The sequence below is a fragment of the Flavobacterium cerinum genome (assembly GCF_004028155.1).
Lineage (GTDB): Bacteria > Bacteroidota > Bacteroidia > Flavobacteriales > Flavobacteriaceae > Flavobacterium > Flavobacterium cerinum.
In genome coordinates this window covers 1-16,371 of sequence record NZ_SBII01000004.1, presented here as the reverse complement: position 1 = coordinate 16,371, position 16,371 = coordinate 1, and the positions used below count along the sequence as shown (strand labels likewise).

The 16,371-nt window shown below is 38.0% G+C and carries 7 protein-coding genes and 1 pseudogene; 3 read left to right on the top strand and 5 right to left on the bottom strand.

All coding sequences use genetic code 11. The annotated features are described in order from the left end of the window. Window positions 1-5: 5 nt before the first annotated feature. The 3 genes from scpA (at window position 6) to EPI11_RS06995 (ending at window position 4,188) form a co-directional block, all read left to right on the top strand. The gene (scpA, locus tag EPI11_RS07005; protein WP_128389245.1) at window positions 6-2,141 is read left to right on the top strand and encodes a methylmalonyl-CoA mutase; all 2,136 of its coding nucleotides are present in this window, start codon (window positions 6-8) and stop codon (window positions 2,139-2,141) included. 98 nt (window positions 2,142-2,239) lie between these two features. Beyond that, window positions 2,240-3,496: a TraB/GumN family protein gene (locus EPI11_RS07000; RefSeq protein WP_128389244.1), complete on the top strand. Its 1,257-nt coding sequence runs from the start codon at window positions 2,240-2,242 to the stop codon at window positions 3,494-3,496. A 56-nt stretch (window positions 3,497-3,552) separates the two neighbouring features. Further along, complete coding sequence (locus EPI11_RS06995; RefSeq protein ID WP_128389243.1) at window positions 3,553-4,188, top strand: carbonic anhydrase; 636 nt, start codon at window positions 3,553-3,555, stop codon at window positions 4,186-4,188. An 89-nt stretch (window positions 4,189-4,277) separates the two neighbouring features. Here EPI11_RS06995 and EPI11_RS06990 read toward each other — a convergent pair whose 3' ends face one another. From EPI11_RS06990 to EPI11_RS18925, 5 genes and pseudogenes are all read right to left on the bottom strand, one after another. Next, the gene (locus EPI11_RS06990) at window positions 4,278-5,837 is read right to left on the bottom strand and encodes a carboxypeptidase regulatory-like domain-containing protein (protein ID WP_128389242.1); all 1,560 of its coding nucleotides are present in this window, start codon (window positions 5,835-5,837) and stop codon (window positions 4,278-4,280) included. Window positions 5,838-5,844: 7 nt separating this feature from the next. Beyond that, a complete protein-coding gene (locus tag EPI11_RS06985) occupies window positions 5,845-6,774 on the bottom strand; it encodes a PorP/SprF family type IX secretion system membrane protein (protein WP_128389241.1) in 930 nt (309 codons plus the stop codon). A gap of 16 nt (window positions 6,775-6,790) precedes the next feature. Further along, the gene (locus EPI11_RS06980) at window positions 6,791-8,083 is read right to left on the bottom strand and encodes a gliding motility-associated C-terminal domain-containing protein (RefSeq protein ID WP_128389240.1); all 1,293 of its coding nucleotides are present in this window, start codon (window positions 8,081-8,083) and stop codon (window positions 6,791-6,793) included. A 40-nt stretch (window positions 8,084-8,123) separates the two neighbouring features. Continuing rightward, the gene (locus EPI11_RS06975; RefSeq protein WP_128389239.1) at window positions 8,124-12,767 is read right to left on the bottom strand and encodes an Ig-like domain-containing protein; all 4,644 of its coding nucleotides are present in this window, start codon (window positions 12,765-12,767) and stop codon (window positions 8,124-8,126) included. 59 nt (window positions 12,768-12,826) lie between these two features. Continuing rightward, window positions 12,827-16,371 (bottom strand): annotated as a pseudogene (locus EPI11_RS18925) (S-layer family protein); the annotation flags it as partial.

Sequence of the window (16,371 nt, the reverse complement as noted above, 5' to 3'; positions counted from 1 at the left end):
GTAAAATGAGGAAAAACATACAACATATAAAACTTAACGGCTCAACAAATATTGAACCTGAAACCCAGAATACTAAAGAGGGTTTCCTTTTTGCCGAAGGCATAGAGATTAAGGAAAACTATAGTGAAAAAGATATTGAGAATCTGGAGCACTTAAACTTTGGAGCTGGTTTTGCACCTAACCTTCGTGGCCCTTATGCCACAATGTATGTGCGCCGCCCATGGACTGTGCGCCAGTATGCAGGTTTCTCAACAGCCGAAGAAAGTAATGCTTTTTACCGCCGTAACCTTGCCGCAGGACAAAAAGGATTATCGGTAGCATTCGACCTTGCTACACACAGGGGTTATGACAGTGATCATGACCGTGTGGTTGGTGACGTAGGTAAAGCCGGAGTTGCTATTGATAGCGTGGAAGACATGAAGGTCTTATTTGACCAGATCCCTCTGGACGAAATGTCGGTTTCGATGACCATGAATGGTGCAGTACTGCCTATCATGGCTTTTTATATTGTAGCGGCCGAAGAGCAGGGTGTGAAACCGGAACTGCTTTCGGGAACGATACAAAATGACATTCTAAAGGAGTTCATGGTACGTAATACCTATATCTACCCACCTGCTCCATCAATGAAGATCATTGCAGATATTTTTGAATTTACAAGCCGTAAAATGCCTAAATTCAACTCTATTAGTATATCAGGCTACCACATGCAGGAAGCCGGTGCTACTGCCGATATCGAATTAGCATACACCCTTGCTGATGGTTTAGAATACATTCGTACAGGTCTTGCTGCCGGTATGGAGATCGATGTATTTGCACCACGCCTTTCTTTCTTTTGGGCTATTGGTATGAACCATTTTATGGAAATTGCCAAGATGCGTGCAGGAAGGATGTTATGGGCTAAACTTTTAAAACAGTTTAAACCGAAAGACGAAAAATCTTTGGCCTTACGTACCCACTGCCAGACAAGCGGATGGAGTTTAACAGAACAGGATCCGTTTAATAACGTAGCGCGTACCTGTATAGAAGCTGCTGCAGCTGCCTTTGGTGGCACACAGTCACTTCACACCAATGCTCTGGATGAGGCAATTGCACTACCTACAGATTTCTCTGCACGTATTGCGCGTAACACACAGATATTTTTACAGGAAGAAACAAAAATTACCCGAACAGTAGACCCTTGGGCAGGAAGCTACTATGTAGAGAGCCTGACCGATGAGATCACAAAAAAAGCATGGGCTCTTATTGAAGAGGTTGAAGAACTGGGCGGTATGACCAAAGCTATAGAAGCCGGAATACCAAAACTTAGAATTGAAGAAGCTGCCGCACGCAAACAGGCACGCATTGACAGCGGACAGGATATCATTGTAGGGGTAAATAAATACCGCCTTGAAAAAGAAGATCCGTTACACATACTTGACGTAGATAACCAAATGGTGCGCCGTCAGCAATTAGAGCAATTGGCAACTATTAAGGCTACGCGTAATACTGAAAAAGTAAAAAAATGTCTTGATGCCCTTACTGCTTCGGCAAAATCAGGACAGGGAAATTTACTGGAACTGGCCGTAGAGGCTGCACGCCACAGAGCCACTCTGGGTGAGATAAGTGATGCACTAGAAATAGTTTTTGGAAGGTATAAAGCGCAAATTAAATCATTTAGCGGAGTGTACAGTAAAGAAATTAAAAATGACGTGAGCTTTGAAAAAGCGAAACAGCTTGCTAATGAGTTTGCTAAACTGGAAGGGCGTCGTCCAAGGATAATGATTGCAAAAATGGGTCAGGATGGACATGACCGTGGTGCTAAAGTTGTAGCTACAGGTTATGCCGATGTTGGTTTTGATGTAGACATTGGCCCACTGTTCCAAACGCCGGCAGAAGCCGCCAAACAGGCTGTAGAGAACGACGTTCATATACTTGGAGTATCATCATTAGCAGCGGGACATAAAACACTTGTACCTCAGGTTATAGAAGAACTTAAAAAATATGGCCGTGAAGATATAATGGTTATTGTAGGAGGTGTAATTCCTGCTCAGGATTACCAATATCTTTTTGATGCCGGAGCTGTAGCTGTTTTTGGTCCCGGTACCAGAATAAGCGATGCTGCAATTAAAATACTGGAAGTCCTTATCAAAGGATTCGAATAAAAAAAGCCCTGCTCTATTGCAGGGCTTTTTTTATGCTGTCTCAATAATACAATTACATAATTATTTCATGATCGATATTTGTGTCAAATAACAATTTTATGAGATCACTGAAACGTATACTCCTTATAGTAGTAAATCTGTTCTCTTTACTACTATATCCACAGCAAAGTAAGGAAGAGTACTTAAAACAAAATGCATCACAATTAAATGAGTCATTTATCTATCCTCAAAAAAAGGCCAAGGTCTTTGGGTTTGGAGCTTATCACGGAAGTGCAAAAACAGAAGAAGCTGAAATTATCCTTATCAAATCACTTATAAAAAACAACCATTTAAAATATTACTTCCCTGAAACAGATTACAGCCTGGCTTACTATTTTAATGAATATCTTGCGACAGGTGATGAAAAATTATTGAAAGACCTGGTTAAGAACTATGGAACAAGAGTCCCTCAGGAACGTACCGTAGAAGTATTTTTAAAATGGAAAGAGCTCAAAAAAATCAATGATAAGCTCCCAAAAAACAAAAGACTACACGTACTGGGTGCTGACCCTATAGTTACTTATAAGTATACCTATAGACACCTGCTTATACTAATAAAAGATATCAACAAATGGCCTTCTGCCCTTACCTTAAAAGCCACAGTTGAAAAAGATACTACCGATTTTTCTCCGTATTACGAAAGTTATTCTAAGCAGCTCCTGAAAGATTTTGTTACTAATTATGAAGCGGATTCCTCAAAATTTGAATCACTAATTAATAACAAACCGACGTTTAACCACCTTATAAAGACTATAAAAACAAGCTTTGGTGATTATAACCGCGAAAGAGAAATTTATAACAACTATATTGAAATTTCAAAAATCTACAAACTCACTAATAATACACAATTTTTCAGGTATGGCTTTTTCCACTTACTAAAAACGAAAGAGGGTACCTACCCTACCTTCTTTTCAATGTTGATCGATAAGGGAAATTATACAAGAGATAGAGTAATATCCACATTAGGATACTTCACTAAATCTGAGGTTATATGGGAAGATGTATTTGATGATAACGATAATTTTGTTTCTTCTAAAATAGAGGGAGATATTGGTATTGGAGACGATCCAACTGAATATTTTAAAGGTATCGATCTGTTTAAAAACCAAAAACTGTCAGATATGACATTATTTAATTTAAGTAATTCAAACAATCCATATCAAAAAATGGGCTGCTCAGATCTTATACAGGTAATCGCTAAGAATGTTACAGAAAAAATAGATTACAGCCAGGACTCAACCTCTAAATTTATCGATTTTGCCCTATTAATTACTCATTCGAAAGCCAGTACCTCCATATACAGCCTTGACAAATAGAATCTATATTTAATTATTATTGTTTATTTTTGAACAAGCAATGAACAAATACAAATATGGACATTAAACAGATATTTAAAAATAACGAGAACTGGATTGCCAGACAGCTTGAAACTGACAGTAATTACTTTGAGCATCTGTCTCAGGGACAATCACCTTCAATATTATACATTGGATGCTCAGATAGCCGCGTAACCGCAGAAGAGCTTATGGGCGTACAGCCTGGTGAAGTTTTTGTACACAGAAATATTGCTAACGTTGTACCTAATACCGACTTAAGTGTAATGTCGGTTATTAACTATGCCGTAAGCATCTTAAAAGTAGACCACGTAGTTATTTGTGGCCATTATGGCTGCGGTGGTATTAAAGCTGCTATGCAGCAAAGCGATTTAGGCATACTTAACCCCTGGTTACGTAATATTAGAGATGTTTACCGGTTGCACCGTAAGGAACTTGATGCTATAGAAGATGATAACCGTCGTTATGAGCGTCTTGCAGAACTTAACGTACAGGAACAATGTATTAATGTAATTAAAACATCTGAAGTACAAAAAGCTGTCATTGACCGTAAACTTACTGTACATGGGTGGATATTTGACATTGGCACAGGTAAACTTATCGATCTAAACATCGACTTTGAAAATATAACCAAAGACATTACCGAAATCTATAGGATCAACTCAGGAAAATAAATACAGCCAACTGTAAAGAAAATAATATAAAAAGCCACTCAATTTTGAGTGGCTTTTTATATTTATAGACTTTTAACCGTTCTGTAAAATTATAATTTAACCTGAGTTATAGGAAGATCCGTTTCTCCTGATCCTTCCTTAATAAGGATGCTCGTTTCTTTAGGAACATAACTTTCAGCTTCTGACCTAACAGAATAAGACTTCCCACATTTAACATTAAAAGAATATAACCCGGCTTCATCTGTAGTTGTTTCTTTCAACATTATATGATTTTGATCAAACAATATAACTTTAGCATTTGCTGCAATCTCTCCTGTTTTCTCATCGGTTACAACACCAGACAATCGCTGTACACATTCAAAGTTTAGTTCACCCATCTCTATGAGGCTGTAAATATCATCATATCCACGGCCACTTTTTCTATTAGAGCTAAAGTACCCCATTTTAGTTTTCTCGTCAATAATAAGCGCAAAATCATCCCAACGCCCATTTACAGGCTCTCCAACATTAATCACTTTAGAGAACATTCCGTTACTATCTTCTTTAGAAACAAAAATATCAAGACCTCCAAGACCAGGGTGGCCATTCGATGCAAAATACAATTTATCACCGGTTACAAATGGGAATGTTTCTTTACCTTCGGTATTAATACCGGGGCCTAAATTTTCCGGTGTTCCAAAAGTACCGTCTTCATTAACACTTACCTTGTAAATGTCTGATTCTCCATAAGTACCAGACATATCTGAAGCAAAATACAATGTTTTTTCATCCGGGCTTAAAGCCGGATGTGCAACATTATAGCTATTACTGCAAAAAGGTAATTCTTCAACATCTTTTAATCTTTTACCATCTACAACAGCACGGTAAATTTTTAAGAGTACGCGATTTTTATCATCTTTCTGCATTTCACCAGTATTATAATTATTACTGGTGAAATATATTACAGTCTTGTCTTTGGTAAATGCCGGTGTAGATACATGAAATTTGGCATCAATACCAGTTGGAAATTTCTCAACTCTATTCAACATCCCTTTAACACCTACTTGTGCCATATAGAGAGTATTGAAAGATCGATTTGTCCATTTATCCTTTTTATTAGAAAGACCTATACTGTCTCTATTTGAACTAAAAACAATCATATCTCCATAGAATGCAGGTCCATAATCAGACACTGTAGAGCTTGCATCGGTAATTTTAATTTTATATCTGCCCGAATTACTTTTAATTACATCAACGTAATTTTTGTTTTTCTCATACAGTTCAGCTCTAAGATCACCGCCATTTCTCTTACTGTATTCATCCAGCATTTCATTGGCTTTTTCATATTTGCCCAGCGATTTCAATGCCATTGCCATACGGTAGTAATAAATGGGCTGGACCTCTTTTTTAAGGTAAAATAATTCACGATACCATCTAAGTGCATTATCAGGCTCGTTTTTAAAATAGTATGCATCGCCAAGTTTTTCAAAAAGAGCCGGAGATCTATACCCTTTCTTAGCTAATTTTTCATACACTTTAATGGCATCCCTATAAGCATAATTGTCAATTAGCTTTTGCGCAGTTTCCATCCTTTTTTCCTGCCCGTTTAGGGTTGTTAATGAAAATAATAGAATGAAAACCGTAAATCGTATATAATGTAATTTATTCATAAATGTATTAGAAGAACCTTGGATTCATTACCTTATCATATCTCTTGAATATTTCAAATCTCAAAAATATCTCATGAGATCCTGAATTGTATTCTGCCAGTTTAGTGGTTTCCATATCATAAGTATACCCTACAAAGATACCATCGGTAACTTGAAAACCCGCAAGTGCACTAAAAGCGGCATCCCATCTGTAAGCTAATCCAAAGGTCAATTTATCATTTAAAAGAAAATTTGCAGTAAGATCCACCTGAAGTGGTGCTCCTTGCACTATTTTCATCAATCCAGCAGGTTTAAATTTTAAATTATAAGCAAGATCAAAAACATGACCTCCCATAAGATACGCGTGAAATCTTTCCTTTGCGACAGATACGTCATTATGCTCATAATGATTTGTTTCTAAAAAACTTGGAACTGATAATCCAACATAAGTATTTTCAGAATACAAATAAGCCCCTGCGCCAATATTAGGTGTTATCTGGTTTGATATATTATTTTGAAATCTTGGATCGGAAGGATCATAGATATTTAATTTGGTAAAATCTACACTAAAAAGATGTAAAGATCCTTTAATACCAAGAGCTAATTTATAAGTATCTGAAGCCCTGATAGTATAAGAGAAATCTGCTGAAATAACATTAGTATCTGTAGGCCCTATTTTATCATTAACAAATGACAGCCCCAAACCTACGTTTTTACCAACTGGTGCATTAACCGATGCTACACTCGTTACCGGTGCACCTTCTAATCCTACCCACTGCGCACGATATAATCCAAAAATACTGGTAACACCGCGAGAACCCGCATAAGCCGGATTTATGTTTATGGGGTTATACATGTACTGTGTATACTGCGGATCTTGTTGCGCCCATACATTACTGTTATAAGAAAGGAATAACAGCAATAGTATACTAATACTTTTAAATTGTTTCATTTTCATTATTTTTCTTCTAGTATTAGTCTGAACTTAAATAAAGATATCCTGATTTTGTAATTGTTCTTTTTGGAATATCGGGTTTCTCATAGTCATACTTAATAATATAAAAGTAAGTACCCGTTGGCAATATTTTCGTGTCAGTAATAGTAGTCCTTCCACCGGAGAATCCTCTAAACACATTACCATTAGTATCATAACTTCTGGTTTCAAATACCCTAATACCCCAACGGTTATAAATTTCAACACTGTTATTTGGAAAATCTTTAATATGGTCAATAATAAAATAATCATTATCGCCATCACCGTCTGGTGTAACGCCGTTATAAATAACAATATCTCCCGGCAATATAAGATTGTCTTTAATTCGTGCCAATGTAAAAACACCATACCCCCTAACGTCTACAGATGTAGTAACTGTTCCTGTAGTAGATGTCAGCGCATTTGCAACCCCGCCTTCGTCTACCCACAAATTATTTACATTATCCCAGCGCACTATATGTATTTCTCCATAAGGTTGTGCAACAATCTCTAAAGGCGTAGTTGCAGTATCCCACGTTAGCGTTAACGTTACATTTGCCTGACCCGCAGTTTTTTCAATTCTCCAATATTCCTTATTATCTATAATTTCAATTACCCCCGTTTTTTTTGCATGAGGAAATTTATCATTCGAATTTTGATAGTAGTATTTACCATTAAAACTACTTGCCTTTTCTCCTGTAGCAGAAATAGCGGCATACCTGTAGTAGCGTGCTTTGTTGCCTATAGAATCCTGATCCCCTATTGGATAAATAAACTCAGTACTTCCATTTTTAACAACATAACCGTCTACATGACTTTCATTACCCACATTACTGTGAGTCGCACTGTTTTCAAATACAATGATTCCCCCAAATACATCATCCTTGACTATTCCCTCTAAAAAATCTGCGTTACCGCTAATCGATATATCCCCAAATAATCGAAAAGCTGGTTCTGTTGCAGTATTACTAGAATTATTAAACAGTACATCATAAAAATCAGCTGGTATGCCACCTGTTATATTCTGCTGTATAGAACTCTCAAATCGGGTATACCCTTTACCTTTAGTAAGGTCAAAAGTAGTTATCCCGTTATTATTAAAATTACCATGAAATAGTACTTCCCCGTTGTTTTCATACTCTCCCATCTCGTCATTATCAAAGTCCGACATCACGGTCATAAGAGTACCCGGGCTTACGTATAAAGTGCCTTGGTTAAACGTCTGCCCTGTATTTTGGGCAAGCAATGTAACCGAAAACATCAGGAACACGATATAAATTATACTTCTTTTCATTTTATTATTTATTTAAAACAGTTAAGGGCTGTTTTAATGTTTAATTACCTTTCACTTTTTGATAGATCATCGGATTTGTGATAACCTTACAATTTTTTGTTGTCACACTTATCGGCGGGGTCGTAACTCCTTCACAAGTAATAGTGGCTACGCCTCCTGTAAAAGTAGCAATTGTAACGCGTCTGTAATACGTTGTTTTATGCAAAATTGGCGGTTGGTAAGTTAGTCCTGTAGCCGTTGCTATCGTTACCCATCCGGTAGAACCATTAGCTGATGACTCCCATCTGTATGCAATTGTTGCACCAGAACTTGTACCCGGAGCCAATGAGCCTAAAGAACCAGGTAGTGTATCCATACAAATAACCTGATTCCCGGTAATAGTACCCGGATTAACCACAGGAACAACCGTTATGATTACCGGAACTGTAGGTCCCGACTGACATCCGTTTGTAGATGTAGTTATTCTCCTGTAGTGTGTCGTTGCAGTTAATGTTGGCGGCTGATATGAATTACCGTTAGCACCTGCTACATCTTGCCAGCTTCCGCCATTATCAATAGAATTTTGCCATTTATAACCTAATGTCCCCGATCCTCCTGTGCTTCCATCTGTAGTAGAAGTCAATAATAACGGAGCAGTATTATAACAAATTTTCTGAGTCTTTTCAATACCGCCTTCGGTTACTGCTGCATAAACATTTACAGTAACAATATTACTAGGTCCTGCCTCACATGCTTTACCATTTTGTGTAGAAACTGTAAAACGCTGGTAACGCATAGTACTTATTAAACTACCTGTTACAAGTGTTGGTCCTGTCTCTCCGGGAATGTCCGTAAATGAGCCCGTAGCAGCCGCAGATTGCCAGCGATAAGTAATTGTACCCGATCCCGTACCATCAGAAGAAGATGTTATAGTTGCCGAAATTCCATTACAAATATTTGCCGGCCCGCTAATTCCACCTGCATTCATATTACCCTGCACTGTTATAAGTATAGCTGGTGATGCAGCCTCACAAGCACCGGAAAGTGTTGCAATAGTAACACGCCTAAAATAAGTTGATGTTGTTAATGGTCCGGGGGTATAACTTATATTATTAACTGCAATTGGCAGCCATGGCGCAGCGCCTGTTGTAGAAGATTCCCAACGGTAAGTTATTGCACCCTCTCCATTACCAGGTGTTCCTGTTAATGTTGCAGGAGATGTATTGTAACATATAGTTTGCTCCGGCCCAATCGTTTTAGGATCTGTAGCAGCTTTTACAGTTATTACAACTTCATCAGTTGGTACTGATTCGCAAACACTATTACCACCGCTGGCATTAGGTAAAGTACTTACCGTAAAACGGCGATAACGTATAGAAGACGTTAATAATACATTTGGATTATAACCTGCAGAAGTAGCTCCTGGTATTGTTGTCCATGTACCTCCGGTAGTACCGGGAGCCGATTCCCATCGGTATGTTGGAGTAGTTTGAGACCCGGTTCCTGCTGATAATGAGGTTAAAGCCTGAGGCATTGTATTATAACATATTGTCTGTGCTGTACCGATAGAACCTCGAGTTGGCACAGATTGAACAATTATTCTTACGCCTGGTGTTACAGGAGCTGCAGTCGAAGTTGTTGGTGCTGTGCAACCATTTATCGCTGTACGTCTAAACCAGGTAGAGGCAGTCATTGCCGGTGGAGTGTACGTTTCAGACGTCGCTCCGGGTATAGCAGTATATGTTCCTCCACCGCTAGTAGTTGCTGTATGAGAATACCATTGGTAGCTTAAAATATCTCCACCCGGTGCTGTTCCAGACACTATAGTAGGTGTATCACCATTACATACGGTTTGTCCAACAATGGTTCCCGGAGTAGGTGTTGTTGCATTAATTGTAATTTTCACAACATTACTGGTAACCGTACAACTTCCATACGTCTCTGTTCGCTGATAATAGTAAGTAAGAACCTGACCATTAACAGGATCATAGTTTTGCGTTGTTCTGCTTGTACTATTATCGGCTCCATTTGGTACATTTGCCCATCCACCAGTCCCAGTTAGAGACCTTTTCCATAAATATGCTGTAGGAGTACCTGGAGAGCCAGGCGTTATAGTAGTTAGCATCGTTGGATTTGCAGACAGACTACAATAAGTTTGTGCACTACCAATAACACCTGCAACAGGAACAGTTATTAATATTTCATTTGTAGGTACAGGTGATTCACATACTTTTCCTGCAGCAGTTGTTAATATGGTATAACGTCGATAACGGGTAGTCTCAGGTAAATTGCCAGTAGCAAGTGTTGCCGAAGACCCTGGAGTTGTAGCCCACGTATCTCCCGTAGTACCGAGGGCTTTTTCCCAACGGTAACTAATTGTATTTCCTGCAGCAGGAGCTCCCGTGCCGGCAGTACCTCCTGTGGTAGATCCTATTGTTGTACCGGTACCGGCACAAATAGTTGCTGCTCCGCTAATAACACCTTGTGTAGGTGATAAAACTACAACACTAATTGGAGTTTGCGGGCCTTCACAGTTACCATTTACCTGACTTACATAATAGGTATATATTCCTGCCGTAGATGTATCAGGCTTTATTGCAAATTCGGAGGCAAATCCTGTTGGTGTTACATACCATCTTAATGTGTTTGTACCTGTTGCCGTTGCAGTAAGTGCAACAGCAGTTTCTCCTATACAATAGTATATTGTTCCGGGAGGCACAGCTGGTGCTGCAGGTTTAAGGTTCATTGTAATCGACGCATTATTGTTCAGTTGATTTGCTGCCGATTCATTAGGAATGTTATAATTTAAATCTGTAAACAAGGCAGCTGTACTCACATCATTATAAGTTGTAACTCCTGTAGGTGGCTTAACGCTATATTTTATCGAATAATCATTTGGAGGAGACGGAGGCGGATAAGTTACACCTGCACCTAATGTTTCTGTTGCGCCGGTAGTGTTAGTACCACGAGCAATATAGCGATAGGTTGTAGAACCATCTGGATTTACAACAGATGTTTTTGACCATCTGGCAGTAATGTTGCCATTTTGTGGATCAGATACTGTTCCAGCAAAACCTCCAAGAGTAGCACTATCATCATAACCTGTATATCCGGCAGGAACGGTATTATAAATAGCAATTCGCTGTCCGGCAGTCCCTAATCTATTAAAAACTGTAGGTAAAGAGCCAATATTTGACACATTTACAGTAAAAATAGGCAAAGTAGTATTTGATCCGTCTATACATTGCTGAGTAACTGTTTTTGACAAAACAAGGTCAACTCCTGTAGCAATGACAGGTGTTCTTACTATAGATGTATTATTGTTTTTATCTTCATCTAAAGGATAATCTACATTTGCCAGGTTAGACAATACATTTCCTTGTGGCGCTCTAAGCAATTTTACAACCATAACTATACGACCTGTCTTTCTTGCCCCCAGTACCAAGGTACCTGTAATCTCATTAGAGGTAATAGTAGTAACATCCGGCAATGCCGTAGAAACAAAACCGGTCGTAGTAATGCTTTCAACATTATAATCTGTACCTTCAATTAGATCATCTCCATAAGCATCAGTGATCTTATCTTTAAAACTAATATTTGGTGCTTCAAAATCAGTATCATTGGTTACTTCAATGGTATACGTTAAGATATTATCAGGAGCTGTAAGTTGTAATAAATCTTTATCTGCACGTTTTGATACCCTTAAGTTTCCTGGTGTTGTTACAAACAGGTTACGTATTTCATGATAGTTAAAACCTCCACCAGTACCTCCTGCAAAACCAATTTTTAATAAGGCTGGGGGTACGTCCTGAGTAGTATACTCTAAAATTTGAGTAAAGTCAAGATCATTTGGATTGGTTTTCCATCTTACAATAATTTTATAGTACTCTCCTGCTAAGTCAACACGCTGGATCTCTACCTGCACTCTTCTATAAAAGGTAGCATCGTTAGGACGTGTGGGTGTAACAGTATTATAATCAATCGCATTTTGGTTTCTATCTCCTACAACAGATATATTATCATAAGTAAAAAAAGGAGCTGTAGTACTTGTTCTTATTGTTTTACCAGTAAGGAACCTATTGGTAGGCTGAACCCCTCCCACAACATTAGCTGAATTATTTGTTGTTGTTGGTCCACGCATTACAACAGAGTTTGGACGTTCACCCGGACCTCCATATTTGGCAGAACTATTAGGGTTAGCAAAGTTTCCATACTCATCAATACCAATACCAACATAACCTCCTTTTAAACCCGGAGTGGAGTCAAATTTAGCATAACCTAAACTTCCTCCATAACCACCTAGTGCAAAATCATTTGAAGTTATAGTTCCATCAAACAAAAATATACTTAAACCATCGGCGCCACTGTAAGTAACATCCTCAACATCTCTCCATATTTTATATTCAAAATCCATAAGTACTCCCAATGTTGCAGGGAAGGATTTATTTATATAAGCATAACCTTTTTTATTTCCTAATGCAGGTGTTAACCGTAGCCAACCAGAGTTAACCGGATCTGCGTTTCCTGAGGTAAGTATAGCATTATCACCAATAATAATATCAGGATTACCTCCTCCTCTAAAATCCTCTACTACAGCAAACTGCGCTACTACCTCAGTGCTGCTAAGGGCTATAAAGGCCCATAGGCATAATGCCAGTACTTTTTGAAGAAAACTAAAGCGATATGAAAGTGTAATTTTAATCATGTTTATTTTTTTAACCGGTTAACCTAGTCTATATCCCACTAGTTAACCGGCTATTATAATTATTTTACAACGAAAACAATGTTCATGTAAGAAGCTTCTGTACCACTGCCTATAATGTTATAGGTTAAATTACCATTAGCATCAATAGGATTTGGAGGGAACGAAAATACTGCAGGGTCGTAATACGAAATATAATAATACAATTCTGTAGCAGCATGTGTTGGAATATCTGAAGGAGCTCCTGCACTACGTATAGTTACTGCAGTAAATTGAGCCTTATATTCAGTATACAAATTCCTAGTTAAGTTATTACCCGTCGTTGCAGTGTTAAAAATTACTGCCGGCATATAAAATACTTTTGGCATTGCAGCATTAGACCATCCTACAGTTCCGGCTCCATTTGTTGTTAATACTGTGTTAGCAGCACCTGGTTCAATTTTAATCGGGGTAACATTTGCATTAGCTATATCCACAGTTTTAACTTCTCCATCTAATATTTTTGCCGATGTTACCGCATCTGGTGCTAGTTTAATATTTGTAACATTAGCATCTGCAATTTTTGCAGTAGTAATACCAGATGTCGGTACAATTAAACTTGTTGTATTTAATGTTGTACCTCCTCCTCCGGTTACTACGATTGAGCCATCACCTCCTGTTAAATTAGCTCCTGTTACACTTGTTGAAGGTAAATTCCCGTAAACAACATTTCCGGATCCATCTGTTATACCAACACGCCCTGCTGTACCTGGGGCACTAAGTTTTGTTGCTGTTACATTGTTATCTGCAATCTTAGCTGTAGTTACTGCATTGTTTACCAATTCTGCTGTGTTAACAGCATTGTCTGCCATCTTAGCATTGGTAATAGTGTTATCAGCGATTGTAAGCGTTACGTTTCCTAAAGTTGCATTTGCTCCACCTACTACAGTAAGTTCGGTAGATGTGATACTTCCATCACCTACGATAGCTCCAACATTTACATCCAATGCACCTGTTGTAGCATTTTTAGTTAAACCTACACCTGCAACATCCGAGTTGATCTTATCTTTTGTTACTGCTAAAGCATTGATCTTAGATGTAATTACATTGTTATCTGCGATCTTAGCTGTTGTTACTGCATTGTTTACCAATTCTGCTGTGTTAACAGCATTGTCTGCCATCTTAGCATTAGTAATAGTGTTATCAGCAATTGTAAGCGTTACATTCTCTAATGTTGCATTTGCTCCACCTACTACAGTAAGTTCGGTAGATGTGATACTTCCATCACCTACGATTGCACCAACATTGACATCCAATGCACCTGTTGTAGCATTTTTAGTTAAACCTGTGCCCGCAACATCCGAATTGATTTTATCTTTTGTTACTGCCAAAGCATTAATCTTAGATGTAATTACATTGTTATCTGCAATCTTAGCTGTTGTTACTGCATTGTTTACCAATTCTGTTGTATTGATAGCATTGTCTGCCATCTTAGCATTGGTAATAGCATTATCAGCAATTGTAAGTGTTACATTCTCTAATGTTGCATTTGCTCCACCTACTACAGTAAGTTCGGTAGATGTGATACTTCCATCACCTACGATAGCTCCAACATTGACATCCAATGCACCTGTTGTAGCATTTTTAGTTAAACCAACACCTGCAACATCCGAATTGATCTTATCTTTTGTTACTGCTAAAGCATTAATCTTAGATGTAATTACATTGTTATCTGCAATTTTATTAGTTGTTATATTATTGTCTGCAATCTTAGCTGTAGTTACTGCATTGTTTACCAATTCTGCTGTGTTAACAGCATTGTCTGCCATCTTAGCATTAGTAATAGCATTATCAGCGATTGTAAGCGTTACATTCTCTAATGTTGCATTTGCTCCACCTACTACAGTAAGTTCGGTAGATGTGATACTTCCATCACCTACGATTGCACCAACATTGACATCCAAGGCTCCCGTTGTAGCATTTTTAGTTAAACCCACACCTGCAACATCCGAGTTGATCTTATCTTTTGTTACTGCTAAAGCATTGATCTTAGATGTAATTACATTGTTATCTGCGATCTTAGCTGTTGTTACTGCATTGTTTACCAATTCTGCTGTGTTGATAGCATTGTCTGCCATCTTAGCATTAGTAATAGTGTTATCAGCGATTGTAAGCGTTACATTCTCTAATGTTGCATTTGCTCCACCTACTACAGTAAGTTCGGTAGATGTGATACTTCCATCACCTACGATTGCACCAACATTGACATCCAATGCACCTGTTGTAGCATTTTTAGTTAAACCTGTGCCCGCAACATCCGAATTGATTTTATCTTTTGTTACTGCCAAAGCATTAATCTTAGATGTAATTACATTGTTATCTGCAATCTTAGCTGTTGTTACTGCATTGTTTACCAATTCTGTTGTATTGATAGCATTGTCTGCCATCTTAGCATTGGTAATAGCATTATCAGCAATTGTAAGTGTTACATTCTCTAATGTTGCATTTGCTCCACCTACTACAGTAAGTTCGGTAGATGTGATACTTCCATCACCTACGATAGCTCCAACATTGACATCCAATGCACCTGTTGTAGCATTTTTAGTTAAACCAACACCTGCAACATCCGAATTGATTTTATCTTTTGTTACTGCCAAAGCATTGATCTTAGATGTAATTACATTGTTATCTGCAATCTTAGCTGTTGTTACTGCATTGTTTACCAATTCTGTTGTGTTAACAGCATTGTCTGCCATCTTAGCATTAGTAATAGTGTTATCAGCGATTGTAAGCGTTACATTCTCTAATGTTGCATTTGCTCCACCTACTACAGTAAGTTCGGTAGATGTGATACTTCCGTCACCTACGATAGCTCCAACATTGACATCCAATGCACCTGTTGTAGCATTTTTAGTTAAACCAACACCTGCAACATCCGAGTTGATCTTATCTTTTGTTACTGCTAAAGCATTAATCTTAGATGTAATTACATTGTTATCTGCAATTTTAGCTGTTGTCACTGCATTGTTTACCAATTCTGCTGTGTTAACAGCATTGTCTGCCATCTTAGCATTAGTAATAGTGTTATCAGCGATTGTAAGCGTTACGTTTTCTAATGTTGCATTTGCTCCACCTACTACAGTAAGTTCGGTAGATGTAATGCTTCCATCACCTACGATTGCACCAACATTGACATCCAATGCACCCGTTGTAGCGTTTTTAGTTAAACCTGTGCCCGCAACATCCGAGTTGATCTTATCTTTTGTTACTGCTAAAGCATTAATCTTAGATGTAATTACATTGTTATCTGCAATCTTAGCTGTAGTTACTGCATTGTTTACCAATTCTGCTGTGTTAACAGCATTGTCTGCCATCTTAGCATTAGTAATAGTGTTATCAGCGATTGTAAGCGTTACATTCTCTAATGTTGCATTTGCTCCACCTACTACAGTAAGTTCGGTAGATGTAATACTTCCATCACCTACGATAGCACCAACATTTACATCCAATGCACCTGTTGTAGCATTTTTAGTTAAACCAACACCTGCAACATCCGAATTGATTTTATCTTTTGTTACTGCCAAAGCATTAATCTTAGCTGTAGTTATATTACTATCTGCGATTTTAG